Raw genomic sequence first — 20,642 nt, 5'->3', positions numbered from 1 at the left:
CAGAAAACCAAGCTCTTTATAAACAAAGGCAAATGATCGTAGAACATCCCTTTGGAACGATAAAGAGGGGGTTAGGTATGACGTATTTTCTGACAAAAGGTATGCAGTCAGTAAAAGCGGAGATTTCTTTTGCTTTTTTAGCCTATAATATAAAACGCGCAATAAATATACTAGGAGTAAAGGAAATAATAAGGAGACTAACGGGTAAAACAGCCTCTAGTAGCCTCCAATTTTATAGATTCCCAATGTTGATTGAAAATATTAGCTAATCTAGTATGAAAAAATTTAAAATGTTTATGGAATAATAACCCATTATTACGCGGTCTGACGTTTCGCTTGTCCTCTTTCCCTTGTTAAGATACTCTTGAAGAAGAGATCTAAATAAAAGCTTTATCAGGAATACCAATAGAGAAATGAAACAGAATTATAGAAGCTATCTATAATCTGTGAAAGAGTGAGTATAGGATATATGACCATAGTACTGGAAGTAGGTAAAGTTGCCATTGGAAAGGTTGAAAAATAAAATAAGAAAAGGACTGCATTATTAAGGTGAAGACAAACGAAATGTCCCCATGATCCACATGTGCAAAATAAAGACCATTCTCTGGAAAAAAAGTGATTGACATTTACTCCAAATATATATTTCATATGATATATAATAAATGGTATATAATATGATATACAAAGAGAGGAGTAATAATTATGAGTACAATGACATGGAATATGAGAAAAGGATAAGGCTGATGAAAGGGCTTAAATATTATTGAACAGATAGCAGAACCCTATAAAAATAAAAAGGATTCTGCTTTGTTATTTCTATTTATGAACTTTTATATTGGAAACATATCCCATCATTTTTAGGTAAAAAACACGAACGCTAGACCTTTTCTCAAAAATTTAGGGTCAGGCTTGAATTATTTACAAATAGAAAAAAAGTATTTATAAGATATAAGATAATAGAAAGAATTTGTATGAATAAAAATGTTACAATTAGAGACAACATTACCAAAATAACAAGAATCCAAAAGATATCAAATATTCGAAAACTATAGTTCTTTTAAGTGATAAGCATAGTAATACAAGTAATAAATTGTTGTCTGAAAAACTTAATTTATCAGCATCAATGATATCAAAAATAGAATCAGGTGCTAGCAAGGGTAAATCTTATGTTGAAGAAATAATAAGAAAGTGAGAGGAAAAAGCATAAGTAAATAATTTAAGCTTGATATAGACTCCTATGATGCCTATCATAAAATATTAAGCTAGTTCACTTACCCCTTCATCAACGACTTTATCTCTTGAGAGGGAATATAAGGTAATAATTGCGATAATTGAAGCGGTACCACCGATAAAATTTAAAAGTCTATAGCCTCCCATATTATATAATAGAGGGGCTGCTACAACAAATATTAAACTGCATAGAGAGTGGGAAAAAGATATTAAGGTCATAAACAGGGTTCTCTGTTTAGGATTTACTTCTGATGCCAAGGTTTGAAAGGCTAAGAAGCCACCATCTAACCCTAAGGCATTGATCATGACAATAATCACCACCAAAGGAATGGTATTTAAAAAAGATAGAGGAAACAAAGTGGCTGCCATAAGAATAAAACCAATTTTAGCTGTTATAAACTTTCCTATTTTATCACTAAGCATGGTAGCAGCAGCTACTCCAACCATTGTTCCAGAATTGACTAAAGTATAAATCAGGCCTATTTCCCTTTGGCCTAAAGAAAAGTGCTGATCTAGCCATATAGAGAAAAAACCAAAAAGGGATAAAGGTGCCGCCATTACCATAAAGGAGATTAAAACAACTTTTTGCGTTGTTCTGTTCTTCAGCAGGGATAACAGCATAACAAAATCAATGGTTTTTCCATTGGTATTTCTTGTGATAGGTTCTGAAGGTAATTTTAACAATAGAAATAATACCACAACAGCCATAGAGGATACGATGAAATAAAGGGTTTTAAGATTAAATCTTTCTACCATATAGGAAGCTGACATTGGGGCTAACATAATAGCAAGGGCAAAGGCTATCCGTAGACTACCAGCGGCCTTACCCCTTTGGCTAAAGGGTATAAAATCACTGATATAAGCAATAACGGTAGCTCCTATCGTTAGAGAGCCTATTCCAGTAATCATCCTTGAGAAAGCGAAAAAATATGGGTGAAAAGCAATACCACTCAAAAAGGTTCCAATAATATAAAAGAGGGTTGCTAGAAAAAGCCCCTTTTTTTTCCCTATTTTATCGGTAAACATGCCAAAAAAAGGTGAAAAAAGCCCTACAAAAAAGAAACCAAAATTTAAATAAATAACACTGCTTTTTTCAATACCAAAGTAAGAGGATAAATAAGGGATGATTGGATTGATAAAATTCATTTCAAAGGATGTTAAAAATTGCAATAAAAAACATACAAAAAAAATAAATAGATAATTCATGATGTCAGCCCCCTTTTTTTTCATACCTCTCTATTATGTAACATAGTTGACCTTCTGTAAATACTAAAAAAATGCTAAAAAATCTATCAAACAAAATAGGTGAAGGAAGTCAGCATGGCATGTAGGAAGGTTATCTATATATTTGAACAGAAGAAAAATTATGGTAAAATTAGAGCAAGTTGAGATGAAAAGATTAGAGAAAGGGAGAGATCATGAAAAAAATTGTCTATCTAATGATTTTAGTATTTTTATTAACAATCTTGACTACTGCATGTGACTCGGAAGAAACTAAATATGCTTTTCCTCTTGAAAGAAAAGTTGTAGAAAAAGTTTTAGCACAGGAAGGAATAACATGGGATATAGAAGAAAATCCACAATCCTTTAATGATGGACATATGCTTTATGTACTAAAAAATAGAGATGATAAAATTATTTGCAATATAAGTAGTTTTAGTGAAGATACTGGCAGGTATTTGGCAGTAAATTTCTATTCTCCGTCAAATCTATCTAAGGAATCTTTAAGAGCCAGGATTAATGAAGATGAATGGGAAGATATGTTTAAATTGGCCTGTGTTTTATATGGAAATGATGAGGATTACAAAAAAGCATATCAGGAATTTCTTCAGTATAGCAGCAATAGAAGAAGTAGTGAATATGGGCAGGCCCGTTGGTATAAAAGAATCGATGAAGTGCATTTTGAAGTGATATTAACTCCATTAGAAGAAGATATGGAAGATTTCACCCTCTTGTCCATTCAAATAATGAATAATGATGCTTATGAAGAATTCTGGCGAAGTCGTGTAAATCAGTGGTTAAACACAATAAAGAGAGAAGAAATAGAAATACATGATGACATCACTGTATCGGATATCATCTCAATGAAGGAAGAGGATAGTGATTTCATTAGAGGCATAATCATTAAAGGTCATTTAGAAAACATAAGAAAGCTTAATAATGATGAGTTGCCAAGTACAACAGATCTAAGCGCCAATACTTTACCGTATATAGAGGATTACCTAAGTGCAGAGCTAGTAGATGACACCGGTAGTATTCAGGTGATTATACCTAACTTATCACTCAACAAGGAGGAATTAAACCAGCTTAGAAATCACTATGGTTATTACTTTAGCGAAGAAAATGTATGTGTTATAGATTTAAGCATAGCCTATGAATAAAAAAGCAGTAATAAGTGAACTTCTATGCAACGAAATTCTGCAGCATGAACTTTTCTAGAAACCGCCGAACCTCTTCCTTAGTAATGTGAGGGAAGGGGTTTTATTGGTTTTTAGAAAAGCATATAAAATATACTCTTAGTAGAAGTTTGGGTAGAAAAAGTGGTAGAATATAATAGAAATATTTTATAAAAAAATTCTTATAAAGCATAAAGAATGTATTAATTTTGTTATATGATAATCCAAAATAAAGAAGTGAGGTAGAATTGATGGCTTTTAAGAAAATAGATGTAAAGAAAATTGTTGAAGACAAAATTAAAAAAGATAAAGAGTTCCCAAAAGCTTATGAGGAAGTTAAAAAAGAATATAGTACAATCCAACAAGAGGCTAAGGCTAAGAAATAGATAGGATTAGCTGACAAAATTGGTGTGGTTTAGTAAAGTTTAGCTTTTAAATCAAGGGCATATGCTGAATATCCCTAGAAGGCACTTTCAGAACTTCTTTGATATAATTGAATAAGAAATGATTGCTATATATAACCTAATACATCAATGCAAGGGTATTTTAGAAGAAAAATATAATCCTGATGGATATAATATCGGCATCAATGTGAATGAGAATGCTGGACAAACAATCATGCACCTACATGTGCACCTTATACCAAGATATAAAGGCGATGTTGAAAACCCTAGGGTGGTATCAGAAATCTAAAAATACCACTAGTGCCATACTAGAGAGGAGGACCAACATGAGTGAAAAGATCTATAATAAGCTTGTTAGGGATGACATCCCTAAAGCAATAGAGGAGAACAATAAAAAATGCGAGACGGAAATTGTAAAGGGAGAGGAACTAAAGCAGCTATTAAATGAAAAATTACAGGAAGAGGTTCAGGAATACCTTGAAACCAATGATGTTGAAGAGCTTACAGACATAGTAGAAGTAATCCATGGGATTTTACATCATAGGAATGTGACAATGAAGGAGTTAGAAGATATAAGGATTAAGAAAAAAGAAGAACGAGGTGGATTTACCAAGGGAGTTAAGTTGGTAAAAGTTTATTAGGCAATAGGAATGATATAAGTCATCCATTACATAAAGTCCATATATTTGAGTAGTAGGTTACTCCGAGAGAAAACGAGGTGAAGGTAATGCTTAAGGAAGGGATTTACGAAGAAATAATAAGTAGTAAGCTTAAAAAAGAACTAGAGGAATTATCTATTGATTATTATGAAATTGGTAAAGAGAATATCGACGTTGAAGAAGCCAGAAAGGTTTTATCTTCCTATATCTCGGAAGTAACTAGACGTGTTCTTAGATATGCTAGAGAGAATGCAAGTGATGATAAGGAAGCTTTACTAAGTCAGATTAGAACTTGCAATGATGTTATAAGTATCTTAAGTGATAGGTTGGATGCTAATGAGTTCGAGAAGCTTAAAATTTCAGAAGAAGGAGAGATTTTAACCTCAGTATATTCTAAAATTAATAGTCTTAAAAGCATAAAGAAAGAGAGGATTATTAGACCTATTACACCAATCTCTCAAAGTTCATTATTTACTGGGTCAAATTATGAGCCTAATATGTTAGGTGAATTGCAAAAAGAGATTTTGTCTTGTGACTCTATAGATATGCTGGTTTCCTTTATAAAATGGAGCGGGCTAAGGTGTATATATGAGGAATTAAAGCGATTCACAGAACAAAAAAATGGGAAACTAAGGGTTATCACTACATCTTATATGGAGGCTACAGACTTAAAGGCTGTTATGGAGTTAAGTAAATTAAAGAATACAGAGGTTAAGATTTCTTATGATGTAGATAGAACAAGATTACATGCGAAAGCATATATGTTTAAAAGAGAAACTGGATTCAGTACTTGTTACATAGGCTCCTCAAACCTTTCTAATCCTGCATTAACTTCTGGGCTGGAGTGGAACATTAAAGTAACTGAAAAGGATTCCTTTGATATCATCAAAAAGTTTGAGACCACCTTTGAAAGCTATTGGAATGACGACGAGTTTATACCCTTTAACGTAGATAATGAACAGGATATACTAAAGCTAAAAAATGCTCTTAATAAAGAAAAGCAGAAAGACCATGATGGTTTTACATTTAATTTTGACATCCAGCCTTATCATTATCAAAAAGAAATATTAGAGAGGCTACAGGTAGAAAGGAAAGTTTATGGTAGGAATAAGAATCTATTGGTGGCTGCTACTGGAGTTGGAAAAACTGTAATATCTGCTTTTGACTATAAAAATTATAAGAAAGAAGGTAGTGGACCAACAAATCTTTTATTTGTAGCCCATAGAGAAGAAATATTGAAACAAAGTAGAGATACATTTAGAGCTATCCTAAAGGATAATAACTTTGGAGAACTATTAGTAGGCAGATACAGCCCTAGTGCTCTTGAGAACCTATTTATCAGCATTCAAAGCTTTAATAGTCATAAGCTTCACGAAAATACAACAGAAGACTTTTATGATTTCATTATTGTAGATGAATTTCATCATGCTGCTGCAGACTCCTATCAACAACTTTTGAAGTACTACAAACCAAAAATATTACTGGGGCTTACTGCAACACCCGAGAGAATGGACGGAAAAAACATATTAGAGTATTTTGATAATACAATTGCCAGCGAAATGAGGTTAACAGAAGCGATAGATAGAAAGCTGTTATCGCCATTCCAATATTTTGGTGTAAGTGACACAGTGGACCTTTCAAAACTCAAGTGGAGCAGAAAAGGATACGACATTAGGGAATTAGAAAAGGTATATACTCTAAGTGACAAAAGAACTTATGATGTAGTCGTAAAAAACATTTATCAATACGTATCTGATATAAATGAAGTTAAGGGGCTGGGGTTCTGTGTTAGCATAGAACATGCCAAATACATGGCTAACTTTTTCAATAAGGTGAATATACCCTCAATAGCCCTGCATGGAGGTACAGATAGGATAACTAGAGAGGAAGCAAAAGATAAATTGGTTAACGGCGATATTAGATTTATCTTTGCAGTAGATTTGTACAATGAGGGGGTAGACATACCAGAGATTAATACAGTTCTATTCTTGAGACCTACTGAAAGTTTAACTATTTTTTTACAGCAATTAGGTAGAGGGTTGAGATTGGCGGCGGGAAAAGAATGCTTGACTGTTTTAGACTTTGTAGGACAAGCTCATAAAAACTATAATTTTGAAGAAAAGTTTAGAGCATTAACAGGAAAAACGAAGCATTCAGTAAGACATTATGTAGAAAATGGCTTTTATAATCTGCCGAGAGGATGCTTTATACAGCTAGAAAAACAAGCCAAAGAATACATACTAAGAAATATTAAAGACAGTTCAAATACAAAGAAAAACTTAATAGAAAAGATAAAGTATTTTAAAGAAGATACAGGATTAGACCTAACTTTATCAAACTTTTTAAAGCATTATCATCTGTCTCTATATGAACTATATGGAAGATATGGGGATAGGACATTTGATAGTATGAAGGTAGAAGCTGGTTTAAAAGATAGTAGTACTTCCTTAGATAGCAGCACCTTTGCTAAGAGATTAACCAGCCTATTTCATTTGAATTCAAGGAAATTGCTGAAATTCTTGATTGACTATATAAACTACCCAATAATTAATAACCAAGAAGAGCAGCTCATGTTAAATATGGTCTACTATTCTTTTTATAATGTTCCACCAGAGAAGCAAGGCTTTGTGTCAATAGAAGCAGGAGTCAACGAAATATTGAAGAATAAGGACATTAAGAAAGAAATGCTAGAAATATTGCAGTATAACGATGACAACCTAAGCCTATTAGAAATCGAACACGAATTTGGTTTCCCTTGTCCTCTAGGGGTGCACAGTAGTTATACCACTGCTCAAGTATTAGCTGCCTTTGGTTACTATAATGAGGAAAGTAGTCCTTCTTTTCGAGAGGGAGTAAAATATTTTAAAGATAAAAGCTTAGATATATTTTTTGTCACCTTGAATAAATCCGAAAAGGATTTTTCTCCTTCTACTATGTATGAAGACTATGCAATTAATGAAAAATTATTCCATTGGCAGACACAAAGCAAAGTATCAGAAGACAGCAAAACTGCCCAAAGGTATATCAATCATAGGAACACAGGAAACAAAATAGCCATGTTTTTAAGGGAATACAAAACTGAAAGTGGTGTTACATCACCCTTTGTATTTCTAGGAACCTGTGATTACGTAAGCCATTCAGGAAATAAGCCTATGAGCATTATATGGAGACTAAAGCATGAAATGCCGCCTAGTTTACTACCAAAGGCAAATAAAAGTATACTCTAAACTTCAGTCTGTTACATCGCTGGATTATAGAATTTTGGAGAATTAGGCTTATTTTTATATTTCCATCTCAAAACCAATTATATCCAGCAATCCATTGCTTACAATTTGCAAGCTGAAAAATGTCAAAGTATGACGCTGGAAAATTAAAGGATAGTAGTTTATTTGTAGAAAGTAGCTTTAGCATCAGTTTATAATACTAACTAATTATAGTTGATGATTACAAACACAAAAAAAACACGACCCCCAGACCTTTTCTAGAAACCGCATCTTTTCTTAAGTAAATGGAGCTGATGAGCGGACTCGAACCGCCGAACCTCTTCCTTACCAAGGAAGTGCTCTACCTGCTGAGCTACATCAGCACTAAACTAGGCATATTAATACCACGAAGATTATTATATAATATATTCTTCCCTCTGTAAAGGGGGGAAATTACAAAATCTATATATATTTTTTACCAATCAATATTTTTCCAGAAACCCTTTATTTATTAAGGATGTAGATTGTTGAAGAAGTCTAAGATTCTTTGCTAAAGCTCAGAATGACGATTTTGATTTTTCCCTGCATTATTTGACTTCTTCGACAGGTTAGCCCTTACTTATCAAGGGCATTTTCCTTTTTTGAGGTTTTTTTTGTAATAATGATAGCAAAGAAAATCAAGCCGGTGGCCATGGTAATGCCGATCAAGTTAATCCCTACGTCAATCAAGCTGCTGACCCTGCCATCCACAAAGGATTGACGATATTCGTCTAGGGCGGCAAAAGTAAAAGCCATAAAGAAGGCTAGAAGGGCAGCTGAGACGGATTTTTTTGTATATTGATTTAAGAGAAAGAATATGACAATGGTTAAGAAGAAAAATACAACAACATGGGCAATCTTTCTCAATAAAAATTCTATGATGACAGGGTTGGCCTTAGCATACATATAGAAATCATTGCTGGCGGCCTGTATAGGAGACAGCTCATTGACATCCATCGGCAGACGTTGAGAAATAAACTCAGCGATTTGCACAAAATACACATCAAAACGCATGATAACAGTATTCAGCTGTCTTAGCACTGGCAGTACCCTTAGCCCTGGGATGGAGGATAGATAAAATATTGTACCAACTGTAATGATGGCGATGATCCAAGCATTAAATTTTCTCATTGGATTTCCAACCTTTCTAAAGTAAAAGTAAAAGCGATAATAAATAAATTTGATTTATTCATTATCCCAAAATCTTAATCTACATCAGATGATTCGCAAAAAACATTGATTTTATTATAGATATATACAGAAAAACAGGTCATAACAACAAAAAGCTTAAGCCATATTGGGAGCTAATCCATTAAACTGTGCTTTGTATAGTCTTGCATAAACACCATTTTTTTGTAATAGACCTTCATGACTGCCTTCCTCAACGATGCCATCCTCCGTTAAAACCATAATTCTATCAGCATTTTTTATGGTTGCTAAACGATGGGCGATGATCAAGGTGGTTCTATTGACAGCAAGCTGCTGTAGAGACTCCTGGATGACTCTTTCTGTTTCATTATCTAGGGCAGAGGTGGCTTCGTCTAAGATCAATATGGGTGGATTCTTTAAGAAAATCCTGGCGATGGACAATCGTTGTTTTTGTCCCCCCGACAGTTTTACTCCCCGCTCCCCTATATAGGTGTCATAGCCATTTTCCAGATTCATGATGAAATCATGGGCATTGGCTTCCTTGGCAGCCTTTATGATTTCGTCATCAGAGGCATTTACCTTACCATAGGCTATGTTTTCTTTTACGGTACCAGAGAAAAGAAAGATATCCTGTTGGACGATACCGATATTTTCTCTGAGGGATCTTTGGGTGATGGTTTTGATGTCCTTATGATCAATCCGAATGACACCTTTTTCGATTTCATAAAATCTCGGGATTAGGTTGCACAGGGTTGTTTTTCCACCGCCGGAGGGCCCGATAATGGCAACTGTTTCTCCTGGGAAAATAGAGAAATTGATATCCTTTAGAACATTTTCTCGGTTATTATAGCTAAAGGTTACATCTTCAAAGGTGATTTTACCCTCTACGTCAGAGATAGCTACTGCATCTGGGGCATCCACAATCTCTGGCTCTATCTGCAGGGTTTCAAGAAAACGATGAAAGCCTGCCATGCCTTTTTGATAGTTTTCCACCAAAATGGTTAGCTTCCTCATAGGCTGTAAAAACATGGAAACATAGAGCAAAAATCCTATCAAATCTCCCGGTGCCATACTTCCTTGATAGATAAAAATTCCTCCAAAAATCAAGACAATCAAATGAATAGCATTGGCGAAAAAAGTAACCCCTGAGAAAAATTCTGCCATCACCTTAAAGGTACCTTCCTTTGATTGCTTAAAGGCATCATTGCCTATCTTAAATTTTTCTTCCTCATAAACCTCGTTGGTAAAGGATTTTACTACTCGTGCACCAGAGATGCTATCCTCCACCTGAGCATTGATATCTCCTAGCTTTACCCGTAGGGCTCTAAAGGCCTGCTGCATTTTTCTATTCTTTATTATGGTAAAGATCAAAACAATCGGTATCAAAGAGAAAGTGATTAAAGTCAGCTGCCAATGGATGGACAGCATGATGAAAAAAGAGCCTGTTAGGGTAACGAAGGCAATAAATAGATCCTCTGGACCATGATGGGCCAGCTCTGAGATTTCATTTAAGTCATTTACCAGCCTAGACATGATTTGGCCTGTCTTGGTGTTATCAAAATAATTAAAGGATAGCTTATGCAAATGCTGAAATAAATCCTTTCTCATATGGTGCTCCATCCTAGTACCTAAGACGTGACCCCAATAATCCACGATATATTGTAAAATACTTCTTATTATATAGAGTACAAGCATGCCTGCTCCTATCCAAAGAATCATGTCAAGGTTTTGGGCAGGAAAAACATCATTGATCATCATACGAACAACAAAAGGAAAGACCAAATCCATTGCTGCCATGATAAAGGCACAGCTAAAATCCATGATAAATAAAGGTAAGTGAGGTCGATAATAAGGAATAAATTTTCTGATCATTTCATATCACCTTTCTGTATGCAATAATACTTCTACTGATGGTGCACTAAAATTATCCTTCATTATTATATCATAATATGGAGGATCTTAAATGAATAAAAGGGAAGTATACATTTTTTTAAATATTTGAATTATTTGTTAAATATGTTATACTATGTTTTATTAAGTTTTTCAAGCAATTACATTCCTGGCTATGGAGGCTCCAAGATCCTTCGCTATGACTGAGGATGACTTGAGAAAACAGGGATCTATATAAAAAAGGGGACAAGGATATGGGTATGATATGAAAAGGTTAAAGGAGATAATAAACTATTTTTTGAAATCAAGCTTTCAATACCTATTTTATTTTCTGATGGCAATACATACAGTATTTATCTTGTTACTGCCGGATATTCGCTCAATATTGATAGTATTGGGGGGCGTAAATCTACTAGGCAGCATGGGTCTATTCCTTTATCTCGAAAGAAAACTTATCTTCAGGAAAATCAGCAACAGCCATCTTTTAAGCAATATGCTTGCTAGAACCAATAAGGATATTGAAAAACCAAGGCAAGGCTTGGATGAAGAAACTGCATTACAGCTGGCAGAGATTATAAAAAAGATTAGTGGTGTTGATGCAGTAGCCATTACAGATAAAGAAAAGACCCTGACATTTATCGGGGCAGGCTGTGAAGCGCATCCTGTAGGCAAGCCTATTGTAACAAAGGCAACCTATGAAGCCATCCATACGGGTCAAATGAAGATTGTAAATAGTAAAAACGAGTTCAACTGTCAAATGAAAGATTGTATTTGTCCACTACAATCTGCTATTATTGTTCCGCTGCTGAATAAAGGCAGTGTGGTGGGGACCCTAAAGCTGTATTACACAAGAACAGAAAAAATATCCAATAACACCATTGATTTGTCCATTGGATTGGCCCAAATACTGAACCTACAAATCGAGTTAAGTGAATTGGATCGACAGATACAATTGGCTACAAAAGCACAGCTGGAGGCATTGCAGGCACAAATAAATCCGCATTTCCTTTTTAATGCGTTAAACACCATAAATATGTATATCTTAAAGGACCCTAAATTTGCTAGACGTCTCTTGGTGAGGCTTTCTACATTATTAAGATATCTGTTGGGGAATTATGGCCCCTTTATCACCCTAGAGGAAGAATTAAACTACATACAGGATTATGTGTTAATCGAGCAGGCTAGGTTTGGCAATAAACTCAAGATTATTAAAGATATTGAGGAAAATACAAAACAGTGTCTAATCCCTGTATTAGCAGTACAGCCCCTTGTCCACAATGCGATACAGCATGGGATTTTACCAAAGGAAGGGTCAAGTGAGATCAGAATCTCTTCTCATGTTAATCTAGAGGAAACCATCATTGTGGTGGAGGATGATGGGGTAGGGATTCCTGCCGAAACCTTACCCAAGGTGCTGGAGCCTGGTTTCGGAACAGGCTGTGGCGTAGGGTTATATAATGTAAATGAACGATTGAAGATCCTCTATGGTGAAGCATATGGTCTAAATATAGAAAGTATCTATGGGAAAGGGACAAAGGTTTGGTTCAGCGTCCCCCACAAAAATACAAAGAATAAGTAGGTGATGATACTATGGAACTTACAACCTTAATCGTAGATGACGAATATGCTGCTCGACATGAGCTCCGTTTTATGCTGAGTGATTATGAGTGTATCAATATCGTGGGAGAAGCTACAAACTCTCAGGAAGCACTTAAACTAATAAAATCAGTAGCATATAATTTAGTTTTTTTAGATATCAATCTTCCCAATACAAATGGTATCGACCTAGGCAATATCATACAGCAAATGCCGAATCCACCCATGATTATCTATGTTACCGCCTATGATTCCTATGCGGTGAAGGCCTTTGATGTCAATGCTACAGACTATATCCTAAAGCCCATTGATGAGGATAAATTAAAGAGAGCCATAAATCGAGCAATTGAGAACTATAGGGTTCAAGAAGAGCCACAAGGCAACAACCTAGAAGACGATTTAAAAACCCATCCCTTAGAAAAATTCCATGAGGATACAAAGGTTGAAAGGGTCAATCGGATAACTGCCGAGTTCAATGGTAAAATCATTTTGATAGATACCAATGATATAATCTATGCCTATACAGAAAATGAATCTGTACTGATTAGGACCCATGATAAGGTCTTGACCAGTCGATCTTCTTTGATAGCCCTAGAGGACAAACTGGATAGCAAAATATTTTTTAGATCCCATAGAAGCTATGTTGTCAATCTAAACAAAGTACTGGAGATATCGCCCTTTTTCAATGGAACCTATATTTTGGTGATGCGGGACAAGGAGCATACCACAGTACCCGTCAGTAGAAGACAGGCAAAAAAATTAAAAATGCTATTGGATTTTTAAAGGATACAGTTTTATAAAGAAAACCTATGGTTCTAGCACTAGAGCCATAGGTTTTCTTTTTGTTTTTTCCTACTTTGAAAGAGGATGAATGATGGATATCTACATTAAAAGGTTCATTTCACCATCTAAGCGGTCATTTGCTGGTAAAGAAATCTACTACAGAGAAAAAACTCAGATAAATAGAGCTACAATCCATTGAAGCCTTAATTTTAGCCGTTACAGGAATAATCGTTGAAAAATCAAGAGAGGGATTATATGATAGCTGATATTATAAACAATCTTCATCAAAGGGAGGTGAAATCATGGAAAATCAGAAAAAGGCACAGCAGTCCTATTGGAATAAAAACCTAAAAATTATTTCCAGCCTGCTGGCAATATGGGCTTCGGTATCTTATGTTGCTGTTATTCTTTTAGGAGACGTGTTAAGCGGGGTTAGTTTTTTTGGTGTAACCCTTTCATTTTGGTTAGCTCACCAAGGGGCTATCTTAGTATTTGTGGGAATCATTATCGTCTATGTTCTTTGTATGGATCTTCTGGATAAAGATGTGAGCATTAAAAGGACGGAATCAACTAAGGGGGGAGTTTAAAGGATGAGTACTGAATTTTTGACATTAATCGTAGTGGCGATAACATTTTCATTGTATATCTATATTGGCTGGAGAGCAAAAGCCAAGGACACCAAAAGCTTTTTTGTAGCCGGCAATGATATACCAGCTATAGCCAATGGAGCCGCCATTGCAGCTGATTGGATGTCTGCAGCTTCTTTTATATCCATGGCGGGCTTGATATCCTTTCTTGGATATGATGGAACCGTTTATTTGATGGGTTGGACGGGAGGATATGTTTTACTGACTTTACTTTTGGCACCATATCTCCGGAAATTTGGCAGGTTTACGGTACCGGATTTTATTGGAGATCGGTATTATTCAAATAGTGCAAGGGTGATAGCAGTGGTGGCCACCATCATCGTCTCATTAACTTATGTGGCAGGACAAATGCGGGGTGTAGGCATTGTCTTTAGTCGATATCTACAGGTGGACATTACCACTGGCATTATCATTGGTATGGTCATCATTTCCTTTTTTTCGGTTGTTGGAGGGATGAAGGGGATTACATGGACCCAGGTTGCACAATATAGTATATTGATGCTGGCATATCTTATTCCAGCTGTTGCCATATCACTGAAACTAACAGGAATCCCTATTCCACAGCTGGCTTTAACATTTTCAGATATTGCTGAAAGACTAACGGGGATACAGAGTGAATTAGGCTTTGGTGAATATATCGCCCCCTTCCAAAATCTATCGAAGCTAAATGTTTTTATGGTGACAATGGCCCTGATGATGGGTACAGCCGGACTACCTCATGTAATTATAAGGTTTTATACAGTGAAAACTGTTAGGGCCGCCAGGTGGTCTGGGGTGTGGGCAATTATATTTATCGCTTTGCTCTATACAACCGCTCCTACGGTGGGGGCCTTTGCAAAGTATAATCTGATTCAAAGTCTTAATCAACAACCCATTCAACAAGTGAGGGAAATGGACTGGGTATCAAAATGGGAGACAACAGGATTATTACAGATTGAAGATAAAAATGCAGATGGACTACTAAATATTTCAGCCAATGAGGATACAAACGAGCTAAAGATCGACCATGATATCATTGTTCTCTCTACCCCTGAAGTGGCAGGTCTAAGACCCATTATTATTGCACTAGTGGCGGCGGGAGGTCTGGCAGCGGCTCTGTCTACAGCATCGGGACTATTGATTGCTATGTCCAGCGCTATATCCCATGACCTTTATTATCGGATTTATAAGCCGGATGCCACTGAAAAAGAAAGAATGCTGGTTGCCCGACTGGTGATTTTCATTACAGTTCTGATAGCCGGTTGGTTTGGCATCAATCCCCCTGGCTTTGTGGGAGAGGTGGTTGCCTTTGCCTTCGGTATAGCAGCTGCCAGTATTTTTCCAGCCCTATTAATGGGGATATTTGATAAGCGGATGAATCGTGAAGGAGCCACAGCAGGGATGATCAATGGCTTAGTCTTTACCATTGCCATGATTCTTATGATGCAGTCTCAACAATTGTTTGGCACTGAAAAACCCATGCTGGACAGCTTCTTTGGTATAAATGCTCAGGGAATAGGGGTGGTTGGGATGCTTATCAACTTTGCTACTGCCTTCTTGGCATCTAGAGGTACACCACCACCCCCAAAAGAAATTGTTCAGTTGGTGGAAAACATCCGCATGCCGTCCAGTGATTAAATCAACGGTCTGTAGAGGCGAGGGAAGTGCCATTATAGAAAATAAGCGGTTGAATCTGGAGGTTAAGCGGTAAAAAGACAGTTAAATACCACTTGTAGAGGAATAATAGGCTCCCAAAAACAAAACAATCCACTGGCACCCCAAATATGACCGTTAAAGTAAATCTACTTGAGTAAATGGGAGCTGTTTATATATAATAATTCTATTAAATTGGTAGAAAGAGGATAAAAATCTCTTCAATACGGAGAAGGAGTTAGATAAAAATGATGAATGAAAGAACGAAAAGCATTAGGATTCTCCATGAATTAATCGGTTATTATTATAAACATAAAATCAATGATATACAGATGCAATTATGCTACACAGACAATGAATGCAAAATTATGCTGGAGGGCACCTGTTGTCGTCCACCGGAGGATCTTGAGAAGCTAAGTGAGGCCCTAAACTCACCGCGACAGATAGAGCTTGAGGAATGCTATTGGCAGCTGCTGGGGGACAATTCCGGTGAAATCCAGTTAAGCCTACTAGGATCGCTAGTGGACTCTGCAGACATTGATTTTGATCTTCAAAAGCTATCCTTAACGGTATATAGAAAAAAACAGTTTCATACAGTAGCAACCTTTTAATATAGTTTTTTAGGATTATGTAGAATCCTTCTCTATCCTTAGGATGATGGGAATTCAGTCTTGTTGAAGGGGTAGGAGGAGAAGGAGCAATATTCATTATGCGCTTAGGAGGAATTGTTGTGTGCAGTTTAATAGAGGATGTAGTGGTGGAGGCCACAAAATGTAAAGGATGTACCAATTGTATAAAGCATTGTCCCGTACAAGCCATTCGAGTGAAAAACGGTAAAGCAAAAATCATTAAAAGCAAATGTATTCACTGCGGCACCTGTATACAAACATGTTCATTCAATGCCTTTACTGGGATTCTACATGGTATCGAGGATATGTTTCGATATTCCTATAGGATTGCCATCATCGACCCTGTTTTATATGGTCAATTTAATGATGAAATAACACCTCCTGAAATCATCGATGGTATAAAAAAATATGGCTTTGATGAGGTAGTAGATCTTTCCTTGGGAACCAAGGCTATCACGGAGTATACAAAGAAATATGTTGCTGCAAAGGAGAAGCTGCCTATTATTTCTTCTTCCTGCCCAGCTGTTATACGATTGATACAACTGCGATTTCATGAATTAACCAAGCATATATTGCCTATCAAATCTCCGGCTGAAATAACAGCATATATGGCTCGGAAAAAGGCGCGGGAGGCACTAGAGCTACGTAACGAGGAAATCGGTGTATATTACTTTTCGCCTTGCACAGCACAATTATATAATACAAATCTGTCTGCCGATACAAGGACCCAGTATATCAATGGTACCCTATCTATAAAATCAGCCTTTTTAATGCTTAGCAAGGAATTGAAATCCTGTGAAGGTGTTGATAGCTTTTGTCCCTCTGGTAAAGGTTTAAATTGGGGGAGAGTAGAGGGACAAAGCAAAGCACTAGGGATAAGGGAGTATTTAGCAATCGACGGTATAGAAAATGTGATGGAGATATTAGAAAAAATACAAGATCAAAAGATAAAGGATGTAGCATTTCTAGAATGTCAAGCCTGTATAAATGGCTGTGTAGGAGGCAACCTTACTATAGAAAATTCTTTTGTAGCAAGAAATCGGATTAGAGAATTAGCAGGAAAATACCATACCTGTACAATGAATAACATAGGTATGGATACTGAAAAAATGTTAATCACAAAAAAAATACGTCCCTTATACGGTAACAAGCTGGATTCAGATCTTTTTAAGGCAATGGAAAAGCTTAATAAAATCGAGATGATAAACAAAACCTTGCCCCAGAAGGACTGCGGTGCTTGTGGTTCTCCCTCCTGCAGGGCATTGGCAAAGGATATAGTTTTAGGCTATGCAAAGCAAGAGGATTGTATGGTAAACATCAAAAAAACTTCCTTTAACTCCATAGTAGAAGAGATAGCAATTGAGGATTATATTTAATGGTAGCGAAACAAAAAGGTTAGTAGAGAGCTCTTTTCTACTAGCTTTCTTGTTTTTTTGTTCTTGCTGTTTATCATAGCTGCATCAAGCCATGGAATGAAGAAAAAAAGAGAAAAATGATGGAGGAATAGAAATAAAACAGCTAGAAAATGGTATAATAAAAGAACCATGGAAGATCAGGAACTTTTATCCATAGATTACGTCTAAAGGATTATAGGGGATAAAATAAAGATAAAAATAGACAAAGGAGGCAGATCATATGAAAAGAGTGATTAGCTTAGTACTGTTGAGTGTGTTGATGATTAGCGCTTTTAGCAGCATTGCATTGGCAGAGGTTCACTCCTCCATCTATACAAGAAGTCAGATAGAGGAACTAACAAGGACAAAACTAGCTATAGAGAAGGAGATGAAGCTGGAGAACGCCAATCTCCACACAAGAGATACGAGACGACAACAGCTCTGGAACTTAAATTTTTCTAGAGAAAATGAAGGGATGTATGTGTCCATCACTGCCGACACAGGAGAAATAACAAGCTTTCATCGATGGGAAAATGACTCCTATGGCAAACCCTTTAGGATTTTGCCAGATGAGGCTAAAGCCACTGCTATAGCATTTATACAATCCTTAGAAGCCGAGAAGTATCAGGAGACAGAAGAGGTGACAGTAGAAGCCCCTTCCATGATTATCTTTGATTTATTGAGAAGTAATTACCAGGACAACAACTATTATTTTATGTTTGCAAGGAAAATCAACGGAGAATTTGTTCCTAATCATTATTTCAGAGTACAGGTCTCGGGCACAACTGGAAATGTTACACAATACGAAATGAACTGGGATGAAGCTGTTTATGATAATCAGAAGTCCTTTATATCTGAGGCAGCAGCAAGGGCCGTCTTTGAAAAGGAGGACCGCTTTGCATTAAAATATGTAGCGCTATATAATAACAACAGAGAAGAAAGATCAAAACCTCTGTTAACACCGGTATATATCTATTCTCCTAAGGAATCAGATAAAATCAACGCAGTAGATGGAAGGCTCTATAGAAGAGATGAGCTTTATATACCATGGGATAACTATTATTATCCTCGCTATGCTGCAGGGATGGAGGATATGGCAGCAAAGGAAATGGCAGCCTATGACGGGGGTAGAGAGGTGATTCCAGAGGAAGGTGTTATATCAAAGGAAAGGGTTGAAAGGGATGTATTACAAACCCTTGGAAGACAACTGGATATACAGGATTTGAGAGTGGAGCACAGCTCCTATTCTAATCATCATTTCGGATTACAGGGAAAATATTGGAGTGTTTATTGGAGTGACCAAAATACAGATAAATCATTATGGACAACAGTGGATGCTGAAAATGGTGATATACTTGCTGTAAACTATTCAAGGCAATTAAAGGAAAGAGAAGTGCCTGAAGTCTACAGATCAGAAAATATGAAAATGGAGGCAGCAGGACGCATGCCTTTATCAACTTATCCAGAGGAATTGGCGATAGCCCATACAGATGAGATAAAAGAGAAGGAAAATCAATCAGAGATAAAAATAGATGAAAGCAAAGTAATAAGAGAAGTTGCAGAAAAAATCCAAGCTATCTTCCCTCAAGTAAAAGAACGAGAAATAAAGCTTGAAGTGGAGTCATTGATAGCAGAAGATTCTTTGGTTCATTTACATTCAATGAGATATATCGACAACATACCCTATGAGGCCAATCACATTCATGTTACCTATCAGTATACAACTGGAGAGATCATCAGGCTGGATTATAGGTGGAACCAAGTAGAAGCTCAGCCGGCTTCTCAGGTCAAAGACAAGAGAACCATAGAAAAGAAGTTCTATGATACAGTGGGCTTTGAAAGGTATCTAGTGCAGCTAAAGGATAAAGCTGCAGCAGAAAGGGCTGGGTTAGATATACCTTTGAAGGAACTGGTACCAGTCTATAGTATAAAGGGCTTTGGCTTTTCCTATATCGATGCAATCACTGGCAAGCTATTAGATTATAACGGAGATGAGTATCAAGAAGAAGCATTGATTACTAGCGAATTTCAGGATATAAGAAATCATCCCTATGAAAATGAAATCATATTGATGAGTAAGATGGGGATCTTAAAAGAAGAGAATCAGTCTTTCCTTCCTAACAATGATTTACTCCGTAGGGATGCTATCAAATGGATTGTAGAGATGGGATGGAGAGGGAGATATTACTATATTGATACCCATTACCTACACAATCAGCAGGAAAATAGAAAGCCCTTCTTTAAAGATGTAGATGAAGAGGATCCTTACTATCCATATGTTCAAGCAGCAGTAGAAAGTGGTATTTTAGAAAAAGATGAAGAATATTTTAAACCGCATGAAAAGGTATCAAAAATCCAGGTAACAACATGGCTGTTAAATGCTATGGAACAAAAAGAACTGGCACAATTCACAGAAATATTTCAGGTGACTTACTCCGACAGTGAAGCTATCAGAGAAGAGGATACAGGCTATGTAGCCTTGGCGAAGTACTATAATATCTTTGGAGATAAAGAAGGTAAAGGAGTCTTTCAGCCTGATAAAGCACTTAAAAGAGGAGAATTTGTCAGCATTTTATATCATTTCTTAGTCAATCAGTAGGAAATCCATACTGCTGTAATGCTTTGCTAATCTAAAAGAAGGAAAACCCAGCCGCCACAACGTATAAATAATATGATATGCTCCCCTATAGGTAGACAGATTAAATAAAAAAATCTGCTACTGAAAGGGGAGTATTTTTAATGTCAAAGAGAGTTAAGTATACCGCAGAGGAAAAATTTCAAATAATACAGGAGTATCAGGAGGGATTAGGTACCCTTAAAGATATTGCATCTAGATATAACATCTATAGAAATACAATTACACAGTGGATATATAAGTTCGATAGGTATGGAACAGAAGGTTTAGTTGAGTCCTCTACTTGGAGAAACTACTCTCGTCAATTAAAGGAAGATGCTATACGGGATTACCTATCAGGAGAGTTACAGCTAAAA

The 20,642-nt window shown here is 36.2% G+C and carries 17 protein-coding genes and 1 tRNA gene; 14 read left to right on the top strand and 4 right to left on the bottom strand.

Going from position 1 to position 20,642, the window contains the following annotated elements:
• Positions 1-269 (top strand): transposase (locus tag BMX10_RS16770; RefSeq protein WP_139176490.1); only part of this gene is annotated, 269 nt, incomplete at its 5' end.
• Positions 270-1,257: 988 nt separating this feature from the next.
• Here BMX10_RS16770 and BMX10_RS16765 read toward each other — a convergent pair.
• Positions 1,258-2,436, bottom strand: a complete 1,179-nt coding sequence (locus BMX10_RS16765; protein ID WP_170834875.1) for an MFS transporter — start codon at positions 2,434-2,436, stop codon at positions 1,258-1,260.
• Positions 2,437-2,648: 212 nt separating this feature from the next.
• On the opposite strand from BMX10_RS16765, the gene BMX10_RS16760 reads away from it, so the two are divergent.
• The 5 genes from BMX10_RS16760 to BMX10_RS16745 all read left to right on the top strand — a co-directional run bounded on the left by BMX10_RS16760 (position 2,649) and on the right by BMX10_RS16745 (position 7,916).
• Positions 2,649-3,611, top strand: coding sequence for a hypothetical protein (locus tag BMX10_RS16760; RefSeq protein ID WP_090446788.1), 963 nt, complete (start codon positions 2,649-2,651; stop codon positions 3,609-3,611).
• A gap of 266 nt (positions 3,612-3,877) precedes the next feature.
• A complete protein-coding gene (locus BMX10_RS18520) occupies positions 3,878-4,012 on the top strand; it encodes a hypothetical protein (protein ID WP_280140791.1) in 135 nt (44 codons plus the stop codon).
• 118 nt (positions 4,013-4,130) lie between these two features.
• Positions 4,131-4,319, top strand: a complete 189-nt coding sequence (locus BMX10_RS16755; RefSeq protein ID WP_244272766.1) for an HIT family protein — start codon at positions 4,131-4,133, stop codon at positions 4,317-4,319.
• 37 nt (positions 4,320-4,356) lie between these two features.
• Positions 4,357-4,671 carry a nucleoside triphosphate pyrophosphohydrolase gene (locus tag BMX10_RS16750; RefSeq protein ID WP_090446787.1) on the top strand — a complete coding sequence of 105 codons (315 nt, stop codon included), beginning with the start codon at positions 4,357-4,359 and terminating at the stop codon, positions 4,669-4,671.
• 86 nt (positions 4,672-4,757) lie between these two features.
• On the top strand, positions 4,758-7,916 hold the full coding sequence (locus tag BMX10_RS16745; protein ID WP_090446786.1) for a DEAD/DEAH box helicase: 3,159 nt from the start codon (positions 4,758-4,760) through the stop codon (positions 7,914-7,916).
• 282 nt (positions 7,917-8,198) lie between these two features.
• On the opposite strand, the gene BMX10_RS16740 is transcribed toward BMX10_RS16745, so the two are convergent.
• The 3 genes from BMX10_RS16740 to BMX10_RS16730 all read right to left on the bottom strand — a co-directional run bounded on the left by BMX10_RS16740 (position 8,199) and on the right by BMX10_RS16730 (position 10,952).
• Positions 8,199-8,275: transfer RNA gene (locus tag BMX10_RS16740), tRNA-Thr, on the bottom strand.
• A 232-nt stretch (positions 8,276-8,507) separates the two neighbouring features.
• Complete coding sequence (locus BMX10_RS16735) at positions 8,508-9,062, bottom strand: VanZ family protein (RefSeq protein ID WP_090446785.1); 555 nt, start codon at positions 9,060-9,062, stop codon at positions 8,508-8,510.
• Positions 9,063-9,218: 156 nt separating this feature from the next.
• Positions 9,219-10,952, bottom strand: coding sequence for an ABC transporter ATP-binding protein (locus BMX10_RS16730; protein WP_090446784.1), 1,734 nt, complete (start codon positions 10,950-10,952; stop codon positions 9,219-9,221).
• A gap of 283 nt (positions 10,953-11,235) precedes the next feature.
• Between BMX10_RS16730 and BMX10_RS16725 the strand changes: the two genes are divergently transcribed.
• From BMX10_RS16725 to BMX10_RS16690, 8 genes are all read left to right on the top strand, one after another.
• The gene (locus BMX10_RS16725; RefSeq protein ID WP_090446783.1) at positions 11,236-12,549 is read left to right on the top strand and encodes a histidine kinase; all 1,314 of its coding nucleotides are present in this window, start codon (positions 11,236-11,238) and stop codon (positions 12,547-12,549) included.
• 11 nt (positions 12,550-12,560) lie between these two features.
• Positions 12,561-13,349, top strand: a complete 789-nt coding sequence (locus BMX10_RS16720; RefSeq protein WP_090446781.1) for a LytR/AlgR family response regulator transcription factor — start codon at positions 12,561-12,563, stop codon at positions 13,347-13,349.
• A 302-nt stretch (positions 13,350-13,651) separates the two neighbouring features.
• On the top strand, positions 13,652-13,936 hold the full coding sequence (locus BMX10_RS16715) for a DUF4212 domain-containing protein (protein ID WP_170834874.1): 285 nt from the start codon (positions 13,652-13,654) through the stop codon (positions 13,934-13,936).
• A gap of 3 nt (positions 13,937-13,939) precedes the next feature.
• Entirely contained in the window at positions 13,940-15,613 is a 1,674-nt protein-coding gene (locus tag BMX10_RS16710; protein ID WP_090446777.1) for a sodium:solute symporter family protein, read from the top strand.
• Positions 15,614-15,876: 263 nt separating this feature from the next.
• Entirely contained in the window at positions 15,877-16,239 is a 363-nt protein-coding gene (locus tag BMX10_RS16705; protein ID WP_090446775.1) for a hypothetical protein, read from the top strand.
• 119 nt (positions 16,240-16,358) lie between these two features.
• Positions 16,359-17,633, top strand: coding sequence for a [Fe-Fe] hydrogenase large subunit C-terminal domain-containing protein (locus tag BMX10_RS16700; RefSeq protein ID WP_170834873.1), 1,275 nt, complete (start codon positions 16,359-16,361; stop codon positions 17,631-17,633).
• Positions 17,634-17,892: 259 nt separating this feature from the next.
• Positions 17,893-20,250 carry an S-layer homology domain-containing protein gene (locus tag BMX10_RS16695; protein ID WP_090446772.1) on the top strand — a complete coding sequence of 786 codons (2,358 nt, stop codon included), beginning with the start codon at positions 17,893-17,895 and terminating at the stop codon, positions 20,248-20,250.
• A gap of 140 nt (positions 20,251-20,390) precedes the next feature.
• A partial coding sequence (locus tag BMX10_RS16690; RefSeq protein ID WP_139176488.1) for a transposase occupies positions 20,391-20,642 on the top strand: 252 nt, incomplete at its 3' end.

It is taken from the genome of Natronincola peptidivorans (assembly GCF_900111615.1).
In the GTDB taxonomy this organism is placed as follows: domain Bacteria; phylum Bacillota; class Clostridia; order Peptostreptococcales; family Natronincolaceae; genus Natronincola_A; species Natronincola_A peptidivorans.
Note: the sequence above shows the minus strand (reverse complement) of the source record. Positions and strands in the feature narration are given on the sequence as shown.

What these genes read in the sequence shown, in the direction of transcription:
- BMX10_RS16705 (WP_090446775.1), top strand. Translation starts at nt 15,877, where the DNA reads ATGATGAATGAAAGAACGAAAAGCATTAGGATTCTCCATGAATTAATC.
- BMX10_RS16730 (WP_090446784.1), bottom strand. Translation starts at nt 10,952, where the DNA reads ATGATCAGAAAATTTATTCCTTATTATCGACCTCACTTACCTTTATTT.
- BMX10_RS16755 (WP_244272766.1), top strand. Translation starts at nt 4,131, where the DNA reads ATGATTGCTATATATAACCTAATACATCAATGCAAGGGTATTTTAGAA.
- BMX10_RS18520 (WP_280140791.1), top strand. Translation starts at nt 3,878, where the DNA reads ATGGCTTTTAAGAAAATAGATGTAAAGAAAATTGTTGAAGACAAAATT.
- BMX10_RS16760 (WP_090446788.1), top strand. Translation starts at nt 2,649, where the DNA reads ATGAAAAAAATTGTCTATCTAATGATTTTAGTATTTTTATTAACAATC.
- BMX10_RS16725 (WP_090446783.1), top strand. Translation starts at nt 11,236, where the DNA reads ATGAAAAGGTTAAAGGAGATAATAAACTATTTTTTGAAATCAAGCTTT.
- BMX10_RS16735 (WP_090446785.1), bottom strand. Translation starts at nt 9,062, where the DNA reads ATGAGAAAATTTAATGCTTGGATCATCGCCATCATTACAGTTGGTACA.
- BMX10_RS16720 (WP_090446781.1), top strand. Translation starts at nt 12,561, where the DNA reads ATGGAACTTACAACCTTAATCGTAGATGACGAATATGCTGCTCGACAT.
- BMX10_RS16695 (WP_090446772.1), top strand. Translation starts at nt 17,893, where the DNA reads ATGAAAAGAGTGATTAGCTTAGTACTGTTGAGTGTGTTGATGATTAGC.
- BMX10_RS16745 (WP_090446786.1), top strand. Translation starts at nt 4,758, where the DNA reads ATGCTTAAGGAAGGGATTTACGAAGAAATAATAAGTAGTAAGCTTAAA.
- BMX10_RS16765 (WP_170834875.1), bottom strand. Translation starts at nt 2,436, where the DNA reads ATGAATTATCTATTTATTTTTTTTGTATGTTTTTTATTGCAATTTTTA.
- BMX10_RS16715 (WP_170834874.1), top strand. Translation starts at nt 13,652, where the DNA reads ATGGAAAATCAGAAAAAGGCACAGCAGTCCTATTGGAATAAAAACCTA.
- BMX10_RS16750 (WP_090446787.1), top strand. Translation starts at nt 4,357, where the DNA reads ATGAGTGAAAAGATCTATAATAAGCTTGTTAGGGATGACATCCCTAAA.
- BMX10_RS16710 (WP_090446777.1), top strand. Translation starts at nt 13,940, where the DNA reads ATGAGTACTGAATTTTTGACATTAATCGTAGTGGCGATAACATTTTCA.